Annotated in this window: 26 protein-coding genes and 2 tRNA genes; 1 reads left to right on the plus strand and 27 read right to left on the minus strand. The window is 39.1% G+C overall.

Annotated features, from left to right (window positions below):
• Window positions 1-37 precede the first annotated feature (37 nt).
• From raiA to AB3I27_RS06465, 5 genes are all read right to left on the minus strand, one after another.
• Window positions 38-589 carry a ribosome-associated translation inhibitor RaiA gene (gene raiA / locus AB3I27_RS06445; protein ID WP_002292771.1) on the minus strand — a complete coding sequence of 184 codons (552 nt, stop codon included), beginning with the start codon at window positions 587-589 and terminating at the stop codon, window positions 38-40.
• Between the two features lie 127 nt (window positions 590-716).
• A complete protein-coding gene (locus tag AB3I27_RS06450) occupies window positions 717-1,436 on the minus strand; it encodes a ComF family protein (RefSeq protein ID WP_002313494.1) in 720 nt (239 codons plus the stop codon).
• Entirely contained in the window at window positions 1,433-2,746 is a 1,314-nt protein-coding gene (locus AB3I27_RS06455; protein ID WP_002313493.1) for a DEAD/DEAH box helicase family protein, read from the minus strand. Before AB3I27_RS06455 ends, AB3I27_RS06450 begins: the two co-directional genes overlap by 4 nt.
• 80 nt (window positions 2,747-2,826) lie before the next feature.
• Window positions 2,827-3,147 (minus strand): PTS sugar transporter subunit IIB, encoded by a 321-nt coding sequence (locus tag AB3I27_RS06460; protein WP_002292778.1) that lies wholly within the window; start codon window positions 3,145-3,147, stop codon window positions 2,827-2,829.
• A gap of 107 nt (window positions 3,148-3,254) precedes the next feature.
• A complete protein-coding gene (locus AB3I27_RS06465; RefSeq protein ID WP_002292779.1) occupies window positions 3,255-3,542 on the minus strand; it encodes a hypothetical protein in 288 nt (95 codons plus the stop codon).
• 126 nt (window positions 3,543-3,668) lie between these two features.
• Between AB3I27_RS06465 and AB3I27_RS06470 the strand changes: the two genes are divergently transcribed.
• Window positions 3,669-4,313, plus strand: a complete 645-nt coding sequence (locus AB3I27_RS06470; protein WP_002308585.1) for a YigZ family protein — start codon at window positions 3,669-3,671, stop codon at window positions 4,311-4,313.
• 57 nt (window positions 4,314-4,370) lie between these two features.
• Here the strand turns inward: AB3I27_RS06470 and AB3I27_RS06475 are convergent, their stop codons facing one another.
• From AB3I27_RS06475 to AB3I27_RS06580, 22 genes are all read right to left on the minus strand, one after another.
• Window positions 4,371-5,078 carry a GntR family transcriptional regulator gene (locus tag AB3I27_RS06475; RefSeq protein WP_002313489.1) on the minus strand — a complete coding sequence of 236 codons (708 nt, stop codon included), beginning with the start codon at window positions 5,076-5,078 and terminating at the stop codon, window positions 4,371-4,373.
• Between the two features lie 219 nt (window positions 5,079-5,297).
• Entirely contained in the window at window positions 5,298-5,468 is a 171-nt protein-coding gene (locus AB3I27_RS06480) for a hypothetical protein (RefSeq protein ID WP_222897055.1), read from the minus strand.
• A gap of 123 nt (window positions 5,469-5,591) precedes the next feature.
• Window positions 5,592-5,663 (minus strand) — tRNA-Gln (locus tag AB3I27_RS06485).
• A gap of 5 nt (window positions 5,664-5,668) precedes the next feature.
• Window positions 5,669-5,749 (minus strand) — tRNA-Tyr (locus tag AB3I27_RS06490).
• A gap of 87 nt (window positions 5,750-5,836) precedes the next feature.
• Window positions 5,837-6,073: a DUF2969 domain-containing protein gene (locus tag AB3I27_RS06495; protein WP_002316425.1), complete on the minus strand. Its 237-nt coding sequence runs from the start codon at window positions 6,071-6,073 to the stop codon at window positions 5,837-5,839.
• A gap of 110 nt (window positions 6,074-6,183) precedes the next feature.
• Window positions 6,184-7,068 carry an ROK family protein gene (locus AB3I27_RS06500; RefSeq protein ID WP_104771547.1) on the minus strand — a complete coding sequence of 295 codons (885 nt, stop codon included), beginning with the start codon at window positions 7,066-7,068 and terminating at the stop codon, window positions 6,184-6,186.
• A gap of 81 nt (window positions 7,069-7,149) precedes the next feature.
• The gene (locus AB3I27_RS06505) at window positions 7,150-7,620 is read right to left on the minus strand and encodes an N-acetyltransferase (protein ID WP_002308582.1); all 471 of its coding nucleotides are present in this window, start codon (window positions 7,618-7,620) and stop codon (window positions 7,150-7,152) included.
• A 179-nt stretch (window positions 7,621-7,799) separates the two neighbouring features.
• The gene (gene yidD / locus AB3I27_RS06510) at window positions 7,800-8,096 is read right to left on the minus strand and encodes a membrane protein insertion efficiency factor YidD (RefSeq protein WP_002308581.1); all 297 of its coding nucleotides are present in this window, start codon (window positions 8,094-8,096) and stop codon (window positions 7,800-7,802) included.
• Between the two features lie 131 nt (window positions 8,097-8,227).
• Window positions 8,228-8,404: a DNA-directed RNA polymerase subunit beta gene (locus tag AB3I27_RS06515; protein WP_002292789.1), complete on the minus strand. Its 177-nt coding sequence runs from the start codon at window positions 8,402-8,404 to the stop codon at window positions 8,228-8,230.
• A 12-nt stretch (window positions 8,405-8,416) separates the two neighbouring features.
• A complete protein-coding gene (gene murA / locus AB3I27_RS06520; RefSeq protein WP_148411288.1) occupies window positions 8,417-9,718 on the minus strand; it encodes a UDP-N-acetylglucosamine 1-carboxyvinyltransferase in 1,302 nt (433 codons plus the stop codon).
• A gap of 99 nt (window positions 9,719-9,817) precedes the next feature.
• The gene (locus AB3I27_RS06525; RefSeq protein ID WP_002300479.1) at window positions 9,818-10,048 is read right to left on the minus strand and encodes a DUF1146 family protein; all 231 of its coding nucleotides are present in this window, start codon (window positions 10,046-10,048) and stop codon (window positions 9,818-9,820) included.
• A 336-nt stretch (window positions 10,049-10,384) separates the two neighbouring features.
• Complete coding sequence (locus tag AB3I27_RS06530; RefSeq protein WP_002289005.1) at window positions 10,385-10,807, minus strand: F0F1 ATP synthase subunit epsilon; 423 nt, start codon at window positions 10,805-10,807, stop codon at window positions 10,385-10,387.
• A 13-nt stretch (window positions 10,808-10,820) separates the two neighbouring features.
• Window positions 10,821-12,227, minus strand: a complete 1,407-nt coding sequence (gene atpD, locus AB3I27_RS06535; RefSeq protein ID WP_002289006.1) for a F0F1 ATP synthase subunit beta — start codon at window positions 12,225-12,227, stop codon at window positions 10,821-10,823.
• A 22-nt stretch (window positions 12,228-12,249) separates the two neighbouring features.
• Entirely contained in the window at window positions 12,250-13,152 is a 903-nt protein-coding gene (locus tag AB3I27_RS06540) for a F0F1 ATP synthase subunit gamma (RefSeq protein ID WP_002292792.1), read from the minus strand.
• Between the two features lie 13 nt (window positions 13,153-13,165).
• Window positions 13,166-14,722 (minus strand): F0F1 ATP synthase subunit alpha, encoded by a 1,557-nt coding sequence (atpA, locus tag AB3I27_RS06545; RefSeq protein WP_002292793.1) that lies wholly within the window; start codon window positions 14,720-14,722, stop codon window positions 13,166-13,168.
• Window positions 14,723-14,744: 22 nt separating this feature from the next.
• Window positions 14,745-15,287 carry a F0F1 ATP synthase subunit delta gene (locus tag AB3I27_RS06550; protein ID WP_002292794.1) on the minus strand — a complete coding sequence of 181 codons (543 nt, stop codon included), beginning with the start codon at window positions 15,285-15,287 and terminating at the stop codon, window positions 14,745-14,747.
• The gene (gene atpF, locus AB3I27_RS06555; RefSeq protein WP_002292796.1) at window positions 15,274-15,798 is read right to left on the minus strand and encodes a F0F1 ATP synthase subunit B; all 525 of its coding nucleotides are present in this window, start codon (window positions 15,796-15,798) and stop codon (window positions 15,274-15,276) included. The genes AB3I27_RS06550 and atpF overlap by 14 nt, the downstream gene beginning before the upstream one ends.
• 90 nt (window positions 15,799-15,888) lie before the next feature.
• Window positions 15,889-16,104: an ATP synthase F0 subunit C gene (atpE, locus tag AB3I27_RS06560; protein ID WP_002292797.1), complete on the minus strand. Its 216-nt coding sequence runs from the start codon at window positions 16,102-16,104 to the stop codon at window positions 15,889-15,891.
• 52 nt (window positions 16,105-16,156) lie between these two features.
• Entirely contained in the window at window positions 16,157-16,876 is a 720-nt protein-coding gene (atpB, locus tag AB3I27_RS06565; protein ID WP_002300474.1) for a F0F1 ATP synthase subunit A, read from the minus strand.
• A 301-nt stretch (window positions 16,877-17,177) separates the two neighbouring features.
• A complete protein-coding gene (smpB, locus tag AB3I27_RS06570; protein ID WP_002292799.1) occupies window positions 17,178-17,642 on the minus strand; it encodes an SsrA-binding protein SmpB in 465 nt (154 codons plus the stop codon).
• A gap of 21 nt (window positions 17,643-17,663) precedes the next feature.
• Window positions 17,664-20,021 (minus strand): ribonuclease R, encoded by a 2,358-nt coding sequence (gene rnr / locus AB3I27_RS06575; RefSeq protein ID WP_002308574.1) that lies wholly within the window; start codon window positions 20,019-20,021, stop codon window positions 17,664-17,666.
• 2 nt (window positions 20,022-20,023) lie between these two features.
• Window positions 20,024-20,779 carry a carboxylesterase gene (locus AB3I27_RS06580; RefSeq protein ID WP_180811643.1) on the minus strand — a complete coding sequence of 252 codons (756 nt, stop codon included), beginning with the start codon at window positions 20,777-20,779 and terminating at the stop codon, window positions 20,024-20,026.
• Window positions 20,780-20,880: the final 101 nt, after the last annotated feature.

Below are 20,880 nucleotides of genomic sequence, written 5' to 3' on the forward strand. Positions count from 1 at the left end.
CTGCTGCAAGTTTTTGATGTTATTTAAGTATGGATGATCAGTCTGTTTCGATCAATCCGTATTTTCCATCTTTTCGGCGGTAAACGATACTTGTACCATTTGTTTCTGCATCTTCAAAAATAAAGAAGTTATGTCCCAGCATGTTCATTTGTAAGACTGCTTCTTCACTGTCCATTGGTTTCAATGAAAGGCGTTTTGTACGTACGATATCTAATTCAGAATCGTTTTCGTTTTCTTCCTCTCCATTGAATAAAACAGCAGCATCTGCAGTATTCATGCCCGTTTCACGGGATTTACGATTGATTTTTGTTTTGAATTTGCGGATTTGGCGTTCCAATTTGTCAACAACCAAATCGATACTTGCGTATAGATCTGGAGAAGTTTCTTCGGCACGTAATACAAGATAAGGTAATGGGATCGTTACTTCCACTTTTGCTGTTTTTTCTGTATAAACTTTTAAGTTCACATGCGCCGTAGCATCGGGTGCGTCACTGAAATAGCGTTCTAGTTTGCCTACTTTTTTCTCAACGTAGTCGCGAATCGCTTCAGTTACTTCGATATTTTCGCCGCGTACATTATATCTAAACATAAAAATTACCCCTTTCGTCTACCACAATCAAGAAGGAGAAGGACCACTCTTTCCCTCTTCTTAATTCTATTATATCGAACTCTAAGTTATTTGCAAATTAAATCGCTATCAAATTTCCACATCTGATTCATCTTGCCAAAGAAATGGTTCGGATGATTTTTGGCTGTGCGGTCTGCAAGCAATCTGCTGCATGAAAAAGTGTCTGACCTGTTGTATAGACATCGTCAATAATCAATATTTTTTTATGTTGTATCTTAGAAAGAGGTACAGCAAGCTCAAAAGGCTGAGGCATCTCCAATCTTTCCTTTCGCGTGTTTTTTGCTTGAGCAAGCAGATGTTGCTCTCTTTTGAGCAGCATCTGAAAAGGAATTTTTGCTGCTTTCAACATCTCGCTTACTTGATTGAATCCTCTTTCTAGCCACCTTTTTTCAGATAAAGGTATTGGACAATAAATATATGCCGGGTAATCTTTTTTTATCTGAGTCCATTTATATGCAAAAGTCCCTGCTAATCGGATGTCTCCCATAAACTTGTACCGATTGATCCAAGCCTGCATTTTTTCATCGTACGTAAAAAAGGCGCGGTGTTGAAAATCATATGCAGGATATTTCTTCTTCCATTCTTGACAGTCGTTGCAGAAAACGAAACTAGTCTTTGCTTTCTTTTTCGTCTCCTCGTATGTCAAATGGATTGGTTTTTGACAACCTGCACAACCTTTTGCTTCCAATAAATGGAATTGTGCGCGGCAAACTGAACAGGTCTGAGGAAGTCTATATTTCGACACACCGATGATCTCGCTGAATGTTAAATTTTGGATGATGTCTTTACTGCAGCAACTACATCTCACAGCATCTTCTTCCCTTCTTCGTTCATTTCTTTGATTTCCTGACAGGCTTTTCGAATAGCTGAAGTTTTTTCTTCATAGAAAAAATAGACTCGACTGTTCGTATAAGGACCTTTACGATCGGCTCTTCCTGCGATTTGCACCAAAGAGGATTTAGTAAAAACTGGATGATCTGCTCCTAAAACGATGACAGAGATTCTTTCAAATGTGACTCCTCGTTCTAGGATCATCGTGGTTAACAGTATCTCGTATGTTGCTTCTCGCATTTTCTGAACTTTCTTTGCCCGTTGATCGTCTTGTGAAGAAACATCTGTTATCTCATATTCTGGAAAAGCTTCTTGCAGTGTGACTTTTAAACGATGCATCATCGTAATACTTGGACAAAATAAAAGGATATGGTTTTCTTTGATTAGTTGCTGAATGATCCGCACCAAAGAGTTGATTTTCTTTTTGTTCCCACATTTTTGTCGCCAATTATTCATGAAAACAAGTACGGGTTCAGGAAGCAAGCGCCGATGAAAGCGCAAGGCAAGTTTGTGGATCTCAAATGTCTGCTTGATTTCCTTTAGTAACTTTTCATCAGGCGTGGCGCTTAAGTAGATGAATCGACCGTCTGATTTGATTGCTGTTTGCACAGCGTGAGCTAGCCCAGCATCCCCGCTATAAGGAAAAGCATCAATCTCATCAATTACTAATAAGTCAAAGGATCGATAAAAACGATATAGTTGATGAATCGTACAGATAACAAAAGAACTAAAGGTATAAGCTGTTGTTGTATTCCCATGGAGTAACATGATTGTTTCTTCTGGAAAAACAGGACGATAACGTAAAAACAATTCATTACAAACGTCGATTCGCGGTGTACAAATGGCTACTCTTCCTCCAGCTTTTAACGTTTTCACTAAAATCGGATAAAGCATTTCTGTTTTTCCTGCACCTGTTACTGCCCAAATAAGATGGTGTCTTTTTTCTGAATGATAAAGTATCCTATCTGCGATTTCCGTTTGTTTTTCAGTAAGCTGTCCTGTCCAAGAAAAGACGACTTCTCGAGATTCTGCTTTTGGCTGATCAAATAAATATAACTCTTGTTGACTGTCGCATCGCCCTAAAGACAGGCAATGTATGCAAAAATAGCCATAGTCTGCAAGCTGTCCCTCAAAGAAAGGCGTTTTCACTCCACAACGATGACAAAGAATCCTGTTACCTAAACGTTCTACAGCTGCGATCTTCTTATAATTTGGTAAGTTTCCCTCCTCACAATCCATTGCTTCAATCTCTCTCGTAAGAAGCCTTCTGCCCCAAAAATGATTCATATCATTCGCCCTAAAAAAATATACGAAAAAACAAGCAATCTTTTTTTTGATTGCTTGTTTGATAGTTCTATATAATCTATTTATTCACCAATCAATGTAATTGCTTGGTCTAATACTTTTTCGCCATTCATCATTCCATAATCAGCCATATTGATGACGTCTAAAGGAATGCCTTTTGGTTCCAGACGTTTTTCAAAATCAGCTTTCATAAAGCGAACTTGAGGTCCTAATAACAGTACATCTACATCTTTATTTGCAAGATTATTATCTGCATCAGAAGCTGACACAGCGAAAATATCAGAATCGATTCCTTTTGCTTCCGCAGCTTTTTGCATTTTTGTTACTAGCAAACTTGTGCTCATACCAGCCGAACATACAAGCATGATTGTTTTTTTAGCCATACTTTTCTCTCCTTTTTAAAACAGACTACGCAAACGTTTTCTTAGCGTTTGTTACTCTATTATATAAAAAGAAAGAAATTTGTCAACGTTTTCTAAACACGGTTTATTTAATCAAATAGCCAGCTAGATTTCACTAATTTATTGAATACGACATATTCTTTATCCAAATTGATGACCACTACTTCATAGCCTGCATTTAACCAGCCGTAGGCACCCTTTTCTGGATGTCTATAGTCATTTGCCCACCAATCTGTGCTTTCCCTGGCTGTTTTGGGAAGTCCGTTACTGGGAAACAACAGTTCATCAAATTGAGTAAAGGTTAATGTTACTTGGGAGCCGCCGTTGTTCTTCAAATAATGCGTAATTGCATCATACTTTTTCATTCGTTCCTTCATCCCCGGATCCACCTGCCTTTGTCTTTATTATCGCATACTACAGTAATTGCGCAACCGTTATAGTGTTGAAACAACCTAGAACTTTCTTTATACTGAATAAAGCAACCGAAAAAAAGAGGTGACAAGATGATCGAACGTTATCGTACAATCAAAGAAAATGGACAAAGTGAGATTGAAATCAAGAAATCACGCTTTATCTGTTCTCTTAAACGAATAGAATCAGAAGAAGAAGCGAAAAACTTCATCCAAGAAATCAAAAAAGAACATTGGAAAGCAAACCATAACTGCAGCGCCTTCGTCATTGGCGAAAAAAATGAGATCCAACGTAGCAGCGATGATGGCGAACCAAGTGGAACGGCGGGCGTACCGATGTTGGAAGTCCTCAAAAAAAATCAACTGATCAATGTAGCTGCAGTAGTCACTCGATATTTTGGAGGAACGAAACTCGGCACGGGCGGATTGATACGTGCATACACTCATGCGGTCTCTCAAGCATTGTCCGACATTGGAATCGTAGAAGGTACCTTGCAACAGGAGATCTCCGTAGTGATCACGTATCCGCAACTAGGAAAATTACAAAATTATCTTGAACTACAGCATTTTTTCATAAAAGAAATCCAATACACTGATCAAGTCATCGTCATCTGTGCAGTGGATGAAAAAAATGCTGACAGCTTTAAAGAATCCATCATTGAGCTGCTGAACGGACAAGTCCAATTTGAAGAAGGTCCTGTTTCTTATCACGAGCAACTGATAACTGATCATAGATAAAAACAGGTGATTCTGATTCTCTTTTTTTCGAATAAGGAATCAGGGATCACCTGTTTTTTATTTTTCCAAATAAAACTCAAAACGATTTCCTACATATTGCGTACGCACATACTCAAATGGCGTACCATCATCAAAATAGGAAATCTGACGCAAACGAAGAACTGCATCTCCTCGTTTCACCTCTAAATAGTCTGCGATTTTCTCAGAAGCCAATACAGCAGTAATCGTTTGATTCGCTGGACCGATTTTTTTCCCGCCTTTTTCTTCTAATGTGCGATACAGCGATTCAGTAATCTCTGCTTTGCTGTAGCCATCGATCAGCTTTTGCGGAACACTGGCTACTTCAAAACAAATAGGGACATCATCTGCAAAACGAATACGCTCCATTCGCAAGATCGTGTCATCTTTACTCAAGTTTAGTTTTTCCATTTCACTTGAGCTTGGCGAAGTCAAAAAGTAAGAGATTGTTCGACTAGAAGGTACTCTATTTTGCGATTCCATGATTTCTGTAAAACTTGTCGCGCCAGACATCTTTTCTTGTACTTTTTCTCGCGCAACATATGTACCCGAACCGATCTTTCTTTCTAAGATTCCTTCATCTGCCAAGTTTTGAATTGCTTGTCTCAACGTCATACGGCTGACATTGAATTTCACTGCTAATTCTCTTTCTGAAGGAAGACGGTCTCCGACTTTCCATATACCTTGTTCGATTTCATTTTTTAATTGGTCATGAATCTGTATATATACAGGTAATTGATTCGACATAACGTACACCCGTCCTTTCGTTTCTTCTATTATAACTGGTATATACCTGATTCACAACTGAAAAAGATAAAGGATTCTATCCATAAACAGATGATGTAGGTACAAATCCTTCTTCCCATTCCTATTAATAGAATTCATTTTCTAGATATGTCCTATTGAGAAAATAACAAAAGACCCTATAATCGCTGAAAATGCCGATTTATGGATCTTTTGTTATTATTAGCGGTTTTTAGCCATCCATTTTTTGGTATGATTCGTTGGGCGTTTTGATTTTACATTGACTGCTTTTTCACCTTTTTTAGGAATGTTCACTTCGATATCGTATTTTTCTGATTTGACCAAGTCATATAACTTTTCAGCTGCTTCGTCTACTTTTTCTTTCCACTTCATTTTGACCCCTCCAATTTTTTTTGTTAACTTAACTCTATCTTAATTTGACAGAATCTTCAAGGAACAAGGTAGCAAAGCAAAAAAAGAGCTCTCGAACTTACGAGAGCCTACGGTTGTGCTATACTGGGGTAGCTGGATTCGAACCAACGCATGAGGGAGTCAAAGTCCCTTGCCTTACCGCTTGGCTATACCCCAATGAATGGAGGAGAGTGGATTCGAACCACTGAACCCTAAGGAACGGATTTACAGTCCGTCGCGTTTAGCCACTTCGCTACTCCTCCGAAAGGTTTGTATCAACCTGACTTAGTTATAATACCTAATTTTCCAGATTTTTGCAACCCTTTATTGAAAGTTTTTTTGATATTTTTTTATTCGTGCAGATTCCAGTGACGAATCACTGTTTCTATCGCGTTTTCAAGACTTTTTTCTTTTCCAAAATCTTCTTCACCAAAGAAAATTTCATATTCTTTTGGTCCATAGGCTAAAATTTCACCAATCATTTTTTTTCCTATAAATAACTGAGTGACTTCATAATTCTTACCTTTGATATCTTTTTTTACTTCTTCGATACGTACTTCAATATCTTTATTTTTTTTTGACATCATTTTCACCTCTCAGACATTTTATCATATTGCAGCCAATAAAACATTCCTTAGGCAAAAATCTCTTGTCCATTTCATCTTCTTTTATGCAAGAAGTGACTTCTCTAAAGCTTTTAATTCTCCCCTTGACCTATAGCGATATAGTTGGCCGCTGCGCCTACAAGGTTAGCATCGTTTCTGTATTCACACAATAGGATCTGTGGCTCGAAATCATGCAGGTCGAATTGATCTGTCAACTTCTTCATTCTACTTTGGATCTCATCGATGAGCCCATCCTTTGCAGAAACGCCACCGCCTAATACGATAACTTCCGGATCGAATGAAAATTGGATACTGAATAAACCTTTTGCAAGGTACGTATAAAAACTCTCAACTTCTTCTTTTGCTATTTCATCCCCAGTTTCTGCTAATTCAAAGACGTCTTTTCCGGTATAAGTATTCTTATCGACTCCTTTGCGTTCACAATACCGCCAAGCCATCTGTACGGCTGTACCAAGTTTACTAAATGTCTGATCGCCCTCTAAGAACATCAAACCGAACTCTCCACCATAAAGATGTGCACCTTTATTGATTTGGCCTTTCGTGAACATCGCCCCACCAATCCCAGTTCCTACCACGACAAAAGCAACATCTCGATAATCACGAGCAGCTCCTTCATAAAACTCAGCCATTCCGGCACAGTTGGCGTCATTTTCAATCGTTACCGGAAGTTGAAACAAAGTTTCCAAATCTCTAAAAATATTAAAGCCATGAATATAAGGGATCGCACTGATTCCCTCAATTACCTGTTTCTCATTATTCACTACTCCAGGTGAGCTGATCCCAATTCCTTCAATCTCAAAAGAAAGACACATGTCTTTATAGACTTGTAATAATTGCGCTTTCATTTCTTCCCAAGATTCGGGCGTTGCAAATTGGCCCTTGCCTTTGACATCTTTACTATCCCAACAACCATATTTGACAGCCGACCCGCCAAAATCAAAAACTAATATCCCCATAAACATATTCTCCTTTTTGCTTGCTAAAGCTATTGTAATGTATATGTTTAGTATTTGAAAGCATTTTCTCGGATCACAAGTCTATTCGTTAAAGCTGGTTTTGTGTAAGTGAATTGCTAAAATCACTTGATCTCGCAATTGTTCTCCGTTCTCAAAAATCGGTTTAGAATAATGATGGATAAAATAGTCTTTGACTCGACCAATCTCCACATAGCCCATTTTTTGATAGAGATGTAACGCAGCACTGCTAGTACTGCCGGTTCGTATGATGATCTGAGTTTGACTGGAAGCGAGCTGTGAAAGCTCCTGAAAAGCTGTCTCAAGGAGTTTCCCACCAATCCCTTTTCCTTGATGCGAAGGTTCTACAGCTACGTTAACGATTTCGAATTCTTTTTCCCTTACTATATAGATCAGTATACCTATTGTTTTTTCTTTTTCTTTCCATATCCAGCCGTTCCCCTTTGAAACATATACCTGAACTTTTTCTTTATCAGGATCTGCATCTAATAACAAGGACCATGGTAAATCTATCTTATTGAGTTCTTCGATCATTTTTGACCTCCATATATGTAGTCATGAAGTCGTTGCTTTGATAGTCACTCTCTCTTTTCTTTATTGCCCAGTACTACCCGTATTTTTCACAACCTTTTTTGACGGTGTTCAAAATCCAGCACTTCGGCAATAACTCACAATTTTGCAAAATATGGGAAGCTATTTTCCAAATTATTTCTTTATTGCTCAGTGCTACCCGTATTTTTCACAACCTTTTCATAATCTGGTTCTTTTTTATCTTTCTTATTTCTCGTTAATTGAAAGGTCAAAGGTACATAGTCAATACCGCCTTTGACAAAGGGATGACAGCGTAAGATCCGAGCCGTTCCCATTACCGTCCCTTTTAGCGCACCATGAGTTTGAATTGCTTTTATCATATAATTAGAACAGGTTGGATAATAGCGGCAACTAGGAGGAAATGCAGGCGAAATAAAGCGCTGATATCCTCTAACTAAATAAATCAATATCTTCTTCATCAACTAGATTCCTTCTTTTCTTTTACTAAAAAAAGGGATCGCGACTAAAGTCAACGTTCCCTTCTGTTTTCTTTTATCCTATGCTGCTTCATAGCTCATTTCCTATCGACTAGAACCACCGTAATTAATTATCAATGAAAAAAGTCTCGAATATGAATCCACAAGCTTGGTTGAAATACTTTAAATGGATTGCCACCACCGATGACGCCATATCCAATCATCGTTCCGGCTACAAAAAGAAGGATAAGTAATAAGATCACCACTAAAATCTTTATCAGAGTTAATAAGATATATCGTTGGTTACTCATTCAGCCACTTCCTTATGCAATCGTTTGTGCTGTTTTTTCAGCAGGAGTTTGATCCATGTCTACACGTTCAACATCTGCACCTAATTTTTGTAGTTTGATATGGAAGTTATAATAGCCACGATCTAGATAATTCAAGTTACGGACACGTGTGATTCCATTTGCTTTCAAGCCAGCTAAAACTAATGCTGCTGCTGCACGCAAGTCTGTTGCATACACTTCCGCACCTTGCAATTCATGGTTTCCATCCATGATTGCTACATTTCCATCGATTTTGACGTGGGCGTTCATACGGCGCATTTCTTCTAAATGTTGGAACCGATTTTCAAAAACTGTTTCAGTTACTATGCTTGTACCTTCTGCCACTAATTGGATGGCTGTCATTTGAGCTTGCATATCTGTAGGGAAACCAGGATGAGGCATCGTTTTTACATCTGTAGGTAAGATATGTTTTGGTCCGATGACACGGATTCCGCCTTCTTCTTCAATGATTTCTGCACCCATTTCGATCAATTTAGAAATCAATGGGCGGTTATGTTCAGAGATAGCATCAGCAATCAGTACATTGCCTTCTGTCATTGCAGCAGCGACCATAAAGGTACCAGCTTCGATACGATCTTGTACGATTGAATGGTTGACTGCATGTAAATGATCAACGCCTTCGATACGCATTGTTTCAGTACCCGCTCCATAGACATGAGCACCCATTTTATTTAAAATATTTGCTAAATCAACGATTTCTGGTTCGCGAGCTACGTTTTCAATGATGGTTGTTCCTTTTGCTTTTACGGCAGCCATCATGATATTTTGAGTAGCACCTACACTAGGAAAATCTAAATAAATCGTGTTACCGATCAATTCATCTGCAATTGCTTCAATATAGCCGTTTTTTTGAATAATTTTTGCTCCTAAAGCTTGAAATCCTTTTAAATGTAAATCGATTGGGCGTTTACCAATCGCACATCCACCAGGCATAGCCACTTTTGCATGTCCATTTCTAGCAAGTAGCGGTCCCATCACAACGATTGAAGCACGCATTTGACTAACATATTCATAAGGCGCTTCGATCTCTAATTGTCTTGAAGCGTCGATTGTTACTTGATTCTTTTGTTCATCAAAATCTACATCTACATTTAAGTGACGAATCACTTGATTCATAGTGAAGACATCAGAAAGAATCGGAACGTTGTCTAATGTCGTAATACCTTCTTCTGCTAACAAACTGGCAGCTAAAATAGGCAATACAGCATTTTTAGCTCCTTCAATTCTTACTGTTCCATTTAATTGATTGCCACCTCTTACGATGATCTCTTCCATGTTGTTGTTCCCTCCAAAAAATTCCAATGAGCATACACTTACTCAAAATCTTTTCTATTATAACACCCTTGCTTTTAAAATAGTACCTTTTTTTAAAATTTACAGGCTAACGAAAAGATTTCGGCATAAAGCGATAACTTCTAAGAAAAAATTACTTGCAGTGTACCCTAAAAAGATTGAAAAAAGTACGATTGCCATTCTAATTTGCGTATTATGCATTGGTCTAAAAAAAGTCTCAATGCGTAACGAACGTAAAGACCAGAAGGCTAAGTAGATAAACGCCAAATGACTCACGATTCGAAGTATCGCATCAATTCCGTATACTTGCATAATGACGTCCTTTCTAACAGTTGTTTTTATAATAACTAATAAAATGATAATACCATAAAATGTATAAAAGGAAAAACAAGTATACTTAAAAATAGAGGAATACCCTTACATTTTTAGGAAATAAGGGAAAAAATATGCAAAAAAAGAGACTGAGACAAAAGTCTTGTCTCAGTCCTTTATTCTAAATAAACGGTGTTCTCCTGCCAACTCCTCGGTCACAAGCCACAATATTCATCAAACATGAGAACCTGTTTTTTTTAATTTGTTCCTTGTGACCTCGGAGCTGAATGGCAGGCTCACGACCTCTGATACACGGATAAACATCCGCTTCTCATTTTATGAGTGCTTAGATACTTTAATACGATTGATTGCTCGATGCAACGCAACAGTTGCCCGCTTCAATTCGTTCGTATCTTGTTTTGCTTTTGCTTCTTCGATCTGGCGTTCTGCACGTTGTTTTGCACGTTCCGCACGAGATACATCGATATCCCGTTCACGTTCCGCACTATCAGCAACGATTGAAACAACATTATCACGCACTTCCATGATTCCGCCATTCACAGCAATCCAATCGACATGGGTATCTGAATCTGTCCGTTTTACACGAACTTCATCAATCGTCAAAGGAACGATGATCGGTGCATGTTTAGGCAAAATCCCAAGCTCACCAGCTGTCGTACGTGCGACGACGATAGCTGCATGGTGATCATAGACCAAACCGGCAGGAGTTACCACATTTACTGTTAAATATTGATCCATGGGGCACCCCTTTCTAGTAGCCTAGTGTTTTCGCTTTTTCTACGACGTCTTCGATTCGGCCAACACTTCGGAAAGCTTCTTCAGGAAGATCATCGTATTTGCCTTCCAAGATTTCGCGGAATCCTTTCACTGTTTCTTCTACAGGAACATAAGAACCTGGAAGACCAGTAAATTGTTCAGCCACGTTAAAGTTTTGTGACAAGAAGAATTGGACTCTGCGGGCACGAGAAACTAACACTTTTTCCTGATCGGATAATTCATCCATACCTAAGATAGCAATAATATCTTGTAATTCGCGATATCGTTGCAATACGTGTTGGACTTCTGTTGCTACTTTATAGTGTTCTTCTCCCACGATTTCAGGTGCTAAAGCACTTGAAGAAGAAGCCAATGGATCTACCGCTGGATAAATCCCTTGTTCTGTTAATTTACGTTCCAAGTTGGTTGTCGCATCCAAATGGGCGAATGCTGTTGCCGGCGCCGGGTCAGTGTAGTCATCGGCTGGCACATAGATGGCTTGGATCGATGTAATCGAACCTTTTTTCGTAGATGTGATACGTTCTTGCAATTGACCCATTTCTGTTGCCAATGTTGGTTGATAACCAACCGCAGAAGGCATCCGTCCTAACAAGGCTGATACTTCAGATCCAGCTTGAGTGAAACGGAAAATATTGTCGATGAACAACAGTACATCTTGGCCTTCTACATCACGGAAATATTCCGCAATCGTCAAACCAGTTAACGCAACACGCATACGTGCACCTGGTGGTTCGTTCATTTGACCGAACACCATGGCTGTCTTTTCGATAACTCCTGAATCTTTCATTTCATAATACAAGTCATTACCTTCACGAGTACGTTCACCAACACCGGTAAATACAGAAATACCACCGTGTTCTTGGGCGATATTATGGATTAGTTCTTGGATCAGTACGGTTTTACCAACACCGGCACCACCAAATAGTCCAACTTTCCCACCTTTTAAATATGGGGCAAGCAAGTCGATAACTTTGATCCCTGTTTCCAAAATTTCTGTACTTGTACTTAATTCGTCAAAGGCTGGTGCTTTTTTATGAATTTCGCTTCTTTCCGCATCTTCTGGGAAAGGTGTTTCTAAATCGATCGTATCTCCTAGTACGTTGAATACGCGACCTAATGTTTCTTTACCTACAGGAACAGAGATTGCTTTGCCTGTATCAATGACTTCCATTCCTCTTTGTAAACCATCTGTTGATTCCATTGCAATGGTTCGGATCACTCCGTCCCCTAATTCTAATGCTGCTTCAAGAACAACTTTTGATTTATTTTCGTCATTTTTATAAACAACTAATGCGTTGTTGATATCTGGTAAGGATTGGTCTAAAGAAAATTCCACGTCGACAACGGGACCGATTACTTGAACAATCTTGCCTGAACTCATCTTTTTTCCTCCAATCTCAATACTATTCTAGTGCCGAAGCTCCGGCAACAATTTCGGTAATTTCTTGGGTAATAGCCCCTTGTCTTGCACGGTTGTAAGAAACCGTCAGCTCATCAATGATATTAGCAGCATTATCAGTTGCTGTTTTCATTGCTGTCATACCAGCAGCATGTTCTGCTGTTTTGGCGTCAACGATCGCACCGTAGATCAAACTTTCAGCATACTGAGGCAATAACTGAGACAAGATTTCTTCTTTTGAAGGTTCAAAAATATATTCTTGTTCGAAAGTCGTTGCTTCTTCTGGATCTAAGTCTGAGATTGGCAGCATTTTTTCTACACGAAACTGACTAGTTAGCGAATTGATATGATGGTTATAACATACGTATAATTCATCGAATACTTCGTTTTGGTACATAGTTGTTGCCATATTTACGATTTTGCGGACTTCATCAAAGCTTGGCTGATCAGATAAATTGCGCAGCTCATATGCTAGGTTGATACCGCGTGCTTTAAAGAAGTCTGCACCAGTTCCGCCAATTGCGATCATCACGTAATCATCGGGTGATTGGTGGTCTTCTTCTAAAATAGACATCGTTTGTTTCAATATCGAACTGTTATATCCACCGACCAGACCGCCATCTGCAGTGATGACGATATAACCGGTTTTCTTCACAGGACGGCTGAGCAGCATGCTGTTGTAATTGATATCCCCTCTAGGATTTTCTGAGGCAATATCATTTAACTGAGTAGCAGTCAAATGCGTAACGATTTCCCTTACTTTTGTTGCATAAACCTGAAACTTCTGTGAAGAAGCTTCAGATTTTGTCAACTTAGAAGCAGACACCATCTGCATTGCCCGCGTGATTTGGCTCGTTTTTTTCGTTGAAGCGATACGTGTCTTGATTTCATTTAATGAAGCACCCATTCATCTCACCTCACTATGCATTTTGAATGGATTTCAATTTATCTTCTGTAGAGGAATTATTTCCTTTTGTAGCTAAGAACATGTCTTTATATTCCTGAATCGCACTGTTCAACGTTTCTTCTTCTGGAAGATCTTTTGTTGTACGGATTGTTTCAAAAATATCTGAATGATTGGTATCCAGATATTCGAATAATTCATGTTCGAAGTCTAAAATACTGTCTACAGGGATACTGTCCAAGAATCCATGCGTCAAGGCATACAAAATCACTACTTGTTTTTCAACAGCTAGCGGTGCATGCAGTTTTTGTTTCAAGATTTCTACTGTACGGCGTCCACGATTTAGTTTTGCTTGTGTTGCCGCATCCAAATCAGAACCGAATTGTGTAAATGCTTCTAATTCACGATAACTTGCTAAGTCTAGACGTAAAGTCCCAGCAACTTTTTTCATTGCTTTGATTTGCGCAGAACCCCCTACACGAGAGACAGATAGTCCGGCATCAACCGCTGGACGAGTACCTGCGTAGAACAAGTCGCTTTCTAAGAAGATTTGTCCGTCAGTGATTGAAATAACGTTTGTTGGGATATAAGCAGAGATATCTCCAGCTTGCGTTTCAACAAATGGTAAAGCAGTCATTGAACCGCCGCCTAAATCATCACTTAATTTTGCTGCACGTTCTAATAAACGTGAGTGCAAGTAGAAAACATCCCCAGGATAAGCTTCACGACCTGGTGGACGGCGAAGTAGCAAGGAAAGTTCACGATAAGCAACAGCTTGTTTTGAAAGATCATCAAAAATGATCAATACATGTTTACCATTGTACATGAATTCTTCACCCATTGCAGTACCAGCATATGGTGCGATATAAAGCAATGGTGCTGGTTGAGACGCACCGGCATTCACAACGATTGTGTAATCCATTGCGCCATATTTTTTCAATGTTTCAACTTGTGTACGAACTGTAGAATCTTTTTGTCCGATTGCTACATAGATACAGATCATATCTTGGCCTTTTTGGTTGATGATCGTATCGATCGCAATAGAAGTTTTCCCTGTTTTACGGTCACCGATGACTAATTCACGTTGTCCGCGTCCGATTGGCACAAGGGCGTCGATCGCTTTTAGCCCTGTTTGCATTGGTTCGTTAACAGATTTACGTTGCATAACGCCTGGTGCCATCGCTTCTACTGGACGAGCTTTGTCAGTAACGATTTCACCTAGTCCGTCGATTGGTTGACCTAGCGGATTGACTACCCGACCAATCAAGGCCTCTCCAACTGGAACTTCCATGATTTTACCTGTTCGTTTTACTTTATCTCCTTCACGAATGGACTCGAAATCGCCAAGGATAATGATACCTACATCATTTGACTCTAAGTTTTGCGCCATTCCGTATGAGCCGTTTGAAAATTCAAGCAACTCACCACTCATCGCGTTTTCTAAACCATGTGCACGAGCGATCCCGTCACCTACATAAGTTACGGTACCGATTTCTTCGACTGAAAGCACGTTTTGATAATTTTCAATTTGTTCTTTAATCAAGGCACTAATTTCTTCTGCTTTGATGGCCATTCGATTCACCTACCTCTTTGTACTATCTATTTAATTGATTACGCATTTTTTCTAATTGCGTGCGAATGCTTCCGTCGATTACTCGATGGTTGGCTTCAACAATCGCGCCACCAATAATAGAAGAATCAACGATTTGTTTTAATTCAACTGATTGATAGTCCATTGTTTTTGCAACATTCTTTTCTAATTGTATTCGTTGTTCGTCTGAAAGTGGGACTGCTGTTGTGACACTTCCCAATAGTAACCCTTGATGTTCATCATATCGACGTTCATATTCTTCGATCATGAACAAAAGGTCATCCATTCGGTTATACTCATAAACAACTTCTAAAAAGTTTTTAACGATCCCATCATAACCGCTGACAAGCTTGTCCATGATTTCTCGTTTTTCATGAGGTTCTAGACGAACATCACTTAACATATTCCCTAATCCAGGTACTTGTTCATAGATTTGACGTAAACTTACGAGATCTTGATAGATTTCTTCTGCTTGATTTGAATCGATCGCCAGTTCAAATAAAGCTTTCCCGTAACGTCTTCCTACTGTATATTTATCTAGTTTCATTTGAAGAACCTAGACCTTCAATGTATTGATTGATTAATGATTCATGCATTTCTGGAGATAATTCTTTGTTCAAGATTTTTTCCGCGATTTGAAGAGAGAGTTCTGCAACGTCGTCTTTTACAGAGTTCAGCGCTGAATCACGTTCTACAGTGATATCAGCTTGGGCTTTGCTTTTTAGACGAGCTGCTTCTTCTTGAGCATCCTTCAAAATATTTTGGCGGCTTAATTCTCCACTTTCTTTCGCATTTTTGATGATATCAGCTGCATCAGAACGAGAGGCTAACAATTGTTGTTCGCGTTCTTGTTCCATTTTCGCTGAGTTGATGCGAGATTGTTCTGCAGAATCTAAATCATTGGCGATCTTGTCTTCACGTTTTTTCAAAATATCGCTGATTGGTCCCCAAGCAAAGTGCTTCAAGAGAGCCAGTAGTATCAAAAATGAGCCGCTGACAACGATGATGTTACCTAACATCGCATTGCCAACTTCTGCAATTGCCAATTGATTCAGCATAGGCGAGCCTTCCTTTCTTTGGAGTATTTCTAGTTTCCATGTAAAAAAGCAGTAACAAACGATGTTGTTTCTGCCTTAATACTGATTCAATTAAACGGCAAAAACTAGAATCAAGGCGATAACTACCCCTAAGATAGGAACAGCTTCAACTAGAGCTACCCCGATAAACATTGTTGTACGGAATTGACCAGACATTTCAGGTTGGCGAGCCATTGATTCGATTGTTTTAGAGATAACTTGACCGTTACCATAACCGGCTCCGATTGCTGCTCCCATGATTGCGATTGCTGCTGCGATATAATTCATAATTGTTTTCCTCCTAAAATAGATAAATAGTAGTTTGTTTTTTAACCGAGTATTATTCTTCTACTTCAATCTTATGGCTCATATAAACCATTGACAAAGTAACAAAGACAAATGCTTGGATGCTCCCAATAAACAAGGAGAACGCGATCCAGACCATCTCTAATGGAATTGCTAATGGTAATGAGAACCAGCCTAAGCTTGTCATCATTTTTGCAATCAAGGTTAGCAAAACTTCCCCCGCATAAATATTCCCATAAAGACGTAAAGCAAGTGTTAATAAGTTTGTAAATTCTTCAATCAGTTTCATCGGAAACATAAAACTATAGGGTTTCAAGAACGAATTTACGAAATATCCTTTGAAGCCTAACTTTTTCACCCCGAATAAGTGAGTAAGTAAGATCATTATAAATGCCAAAGTTAAAGTAACAAACGGGTCTGCTGTCGGGCTTTTCCAAAGTGTTGTTTCGTTAGGTAAGACGATTTTTGTTACTAAACCGATGTTGTTTGCAACAAAAACAAATAAAAACAATGTAAATGCCAACAAATGGAAATTGCTCAATTCTTTTCTAGGCAGATTATCTGTTACGATTCCTCGACTAAAATCAATGACCCATTCTATCGCATTTTGTTTGCCTGTTGGTTTCAACTTAAGATTTCTTGTAAAAAAGTAAGCTAAGAAGAAAACAATCAAACAGGTCAGTAACACCATTATACAAACTGTACCATCAAACCAAATTGGTCCAATGTGGAACGTTAGCGAGCGTTCATCCAATCCATTTCACCTCTTTTCCCCGAAATTCACATAAAATCAATTCATGTGCGTATCTGGTTTTTTCCAATCGGTTTCTAACCACACGGTATCATACCACCATGAAACAGAAAATTCAAAACATTTTCATGAAAATTAGACACTTTTTTATTTCAGTCAAAAACGAAGCGAATTTTTCCCCATGCACGGTGCTCCTGATCTAAGAAAAAACCTGTGATAATCATGTTTTATCAGATTAAATGCTAACAAATTTTATCATTAAGTAAAAGCAAAAGCACCGAATATGCGAAAAAGGATAATGAAATTATCTAGAGAAATTTTTTAATGTTCGATCAATTTGTCGATCGATATCTTTTCGTTTCAAATCTTCCCGTTTATCATACGATTTTTTCCCTTTTGCCAGACCAATCAATACCTTGGCATAGCCGTTACGAATATAGACTTTTAAAGGAACAACAGTGATTCCCGTGTTTTTCAATTCGTTTTCAAGACGAACGATTTGTTTCTTGTGCAATAATAGTTTTCTCGTGCGCAACGGATCATGATTAAAAATATTTCCTTGTTCATAAGGACTGATATGAACATTATGCAAGAAAGCTTCCCCGTTGCGGACACGAATAAATCCATCTTTCAGATTGATCCGGCTGTTTCGTATCGACTTGATCTCCGTTCCTTGCAAGACCATCCCTGCTTCCATCGTGTCGATGATCGAATAATCATGGCGAGCTTTCTTGTTTTGTGCAATTAATTTTCCCTCGCCTTTTGGCATAGCTGTTTCCTCCAACTCATTTTATTTTTTCTTTTTCTTCTTTTTGACACCTTTGTAAAATGGCTTTTTCCCTTTTTTCTTACCGAACGTTTGCTTACTATCACTATATCGTTTGTTCTTCTTGCCATTTTTTTCTGAGCGTTTGCCTGCTTGTTTTCCTTCTCGTTTTCCAGATTTTCCATTGCGTGATTTTGGACGTTCCAACGCAGTGACCTCTTCTGCGGAAACGAGTTCAAAATCCACTGCTCGTTCATCTGGATCAGCTTTGACTACTTTTACGCGCACTTTTTGTCCGATTTTAAAAGTCAGACCGGTTCTTTCACCTACAAGTGCTAAATGATTTTCAATAAAATGGAAGTAGTCTTGTTTCAATTCATTGATATGGATCAATCCTTCTACTGTATTCGGCAGTTCGATAAACAGTCCGAATTTCACAACAGAGCTGATGATCCCGTCGAATTCTTCTCCCACTTTGTCCATCATGAATTCTGCTTTCTTCATCGCATCTACTTCACGTTCTGTTTCTACTGCGCGACGCTCCATCTTAGAACTATGATCTGCAATTTCAGGAAGTTCCTCAGCCCATAAACTTTGAATGCTTTCACTTTTATCTTGGCTATAGGAACGGATCAGCCGATGGACGATCAGATCGGGATATCGCCGAATAGGAGATGTAAAATGTGTGTAGTAATCTGCTGCTAAGCCATAATGTCCAAAATTATCTTCTGAATAGCGTGCTTGTTGCATACTTCTTAGCAACATAGTATTGATAACTGCTGCTTCTGGTTTATCTTCTACTCCTTCGATCACATGCTGTAAATCTTTTGGTGTGATCGTTCCTTTCGTTCCTCGTACCAGAATGCCCAAAGCTGAAGCAAAATCAAAGAAGCGCTGCATTTTTTCTTCTTTTGGCTGTTCATGGATTCGATAAATAAACGGAAGATTTAATTTATTATAATGTTCAGCTACTGTTTCGTTGGCGGCAAGCATAAAGGATTCGATCAAGCGTTCACCTATCCCTCTGCTTCTTAGCTGGATGTCATTTGGATGTCCTTCAGCATCAACAAGGATCTTCGCTTCACGATCCTCAAAAGAAATCGCTCCACGTTTGATTCGCATCGTTTCAAGGATTCGATGCAATTCACCCATTTCTTGGAACATAGGCACGAGCTGAGCATAGCGTTGCATCGTTTCTTCATCTTGATCTTCTAAGATTTGATTGACAGCTGTGTAGGTCATCCGTTCTGTTGTTTGGATCACACTTGGAAAAATCTCATGTGAGACAACTTGTCCATTTGGATCGATCTCCATTTCACAACTCATGGTGAGTCGTGGAACATGGGGATTCAATGAACAGATACCATTGGATAAACGTTGTGGGATCATCGGAATCACTCGATCGGTCAAATAGACACTTGTTCCTCTTTCGTATGCTTCTCTGTCCAGTTGACTGCCTTGCGTCACATAGTAAGATACATCTGCAATGTGTACTCCAAGAAAATAATTACCATTTTCTAATTTTTTTACCGTTACTGCATCATCTAGATCTTTTGCATCTTCTCCATCAATTGTAACAATGAGCTGATTTCTTAAATCTCTGCGTCCAACAATATCCGTTTCGCTGATCTGGTCTGGAACTTCATCTGCCTCAGACAACACATCATCAGGAAATTTTGTAGGAATACCGTTAGCCACGACAATCGAGAGGATATCCATGCCAGGGTCATTCTTATGACCAATCACTTGCTTGATTATCCCTTCTAAACTAGTCGCATACCCTTTTTCAGGGTAATGGGTCAGTTCGATCAGTACAATACTTCCGTCAACTGGACGAACTCCCTCTGCCGCTGCATACACTTTGAATTGGTTAAGCTTTCTATCTTTCGGGATGACCACACCATAAAGATCCGTTTCCTGTATCTCTTCGTCTGAATAAGCAACAAATTCTCCGGCTAACTGAGTAGTCGCTCGGTCTCGAATCTCCACTACTTTTCCCTCTGCTCCGCGATCCATATCTGTATTTGCTCGCTTCATGATATCAATTGCTACGGTATCCCCATCCATTGCGAAGCCAGTCGCTTCTTTCGGGATATAGATATCATCTTCTTCGGGATCAATCGTTACAAATCCAAATCCTCGTTCATTTGCCCGAAATGTCCCTTCGACCAAGATTGGTTTTAAAGGAAGTTTCACTTTTCCTTTTTTATTGAAAACGATACTCTGTTCTCTTTCCATTTGAGCAATCGTTTGTACTAGTAATTTAAAATCATCGCTTTTTTGAAAGCCTAGACCTTCAGCGATTTCTTCCATAGAAAAACTACGTTTGCGACTGCTTTCCATGAAAAAGAGAATTTTCTCTTTTATTGTTTCTTTTGTCATATTTATTCCTCATTCCAAGGTAATTTTTCTAAAAATTCCAACACGTCTTTTTCTAATTCGCGTCTTGCTGTGCCAACTGTAATCACATGACCGCTTTCAGGATACCATTGAAGTGTCACCCGTTGGCGGCTCAATTTGCGTGCCGTTTCAAATACACCATTTGGGTCGATCATTTCATCTTTCCCAGCTTGAGCTAAAAATATCGGCTGTTGGATATCTGATAGTCTACTTTCTGCGATTGCTGCTTGGTCTTGTATATCCATTAATTGATGTTCAGCTAACGAGCGATAAGACACTGCTTTTTCATTGATTTCTTTTTCAGATTTGCCTGCTATCTTCAGCACTTGACGTACATATTTTTCAAAATTTTCAGGCACGTTTGTTTTTACAGGAGACAGGGGCGAACAGAAAAAACCGCCGCCAATTACTGATTCTTCTTCTAGTGCCCGTACAGCAAAGATGCCACCCATCGATAGTCCCAATACGGCAATATCAGAAAACTGTTCAGACTGTAAAAAATGGATGGCTTTTTTAGTATCTGCCCACCAGATTTCTGCTTTTTCTTGCAAGATATCATATGGCTCCATCGTTCCATGTCCTTTAAATAGCGGCGCATAGACTGTATAATCTGCTTTTTCTAAAAACCGTGCGAGCATCCGGACATCATTTGGACTTCCTGAGTACGCATGAAGCAGCAAAACTACTCGTTTTCCATGTTTTGCATAAAGGGGTTTTGGTAATTGTTTCACTCGTTTCACCTCTTTCGCCTCATTTTACCATAGTTTCTTTCATAACTTCTTCTTAAGCGTTCTCTTTGCAATAAAAAAAGCCGCCCGCCGTTGTGCGAGAGGCTTATTCG

The organism is Enterococcus sp. C46 (assembly GCF_040887565.1).
Taxonomy (GTDB): Bacteria; Bacillota; Bacilli; order Lactobacillales; family Enterococcaceae; genus Enterococcus_B; species Enterococcus_B lactis.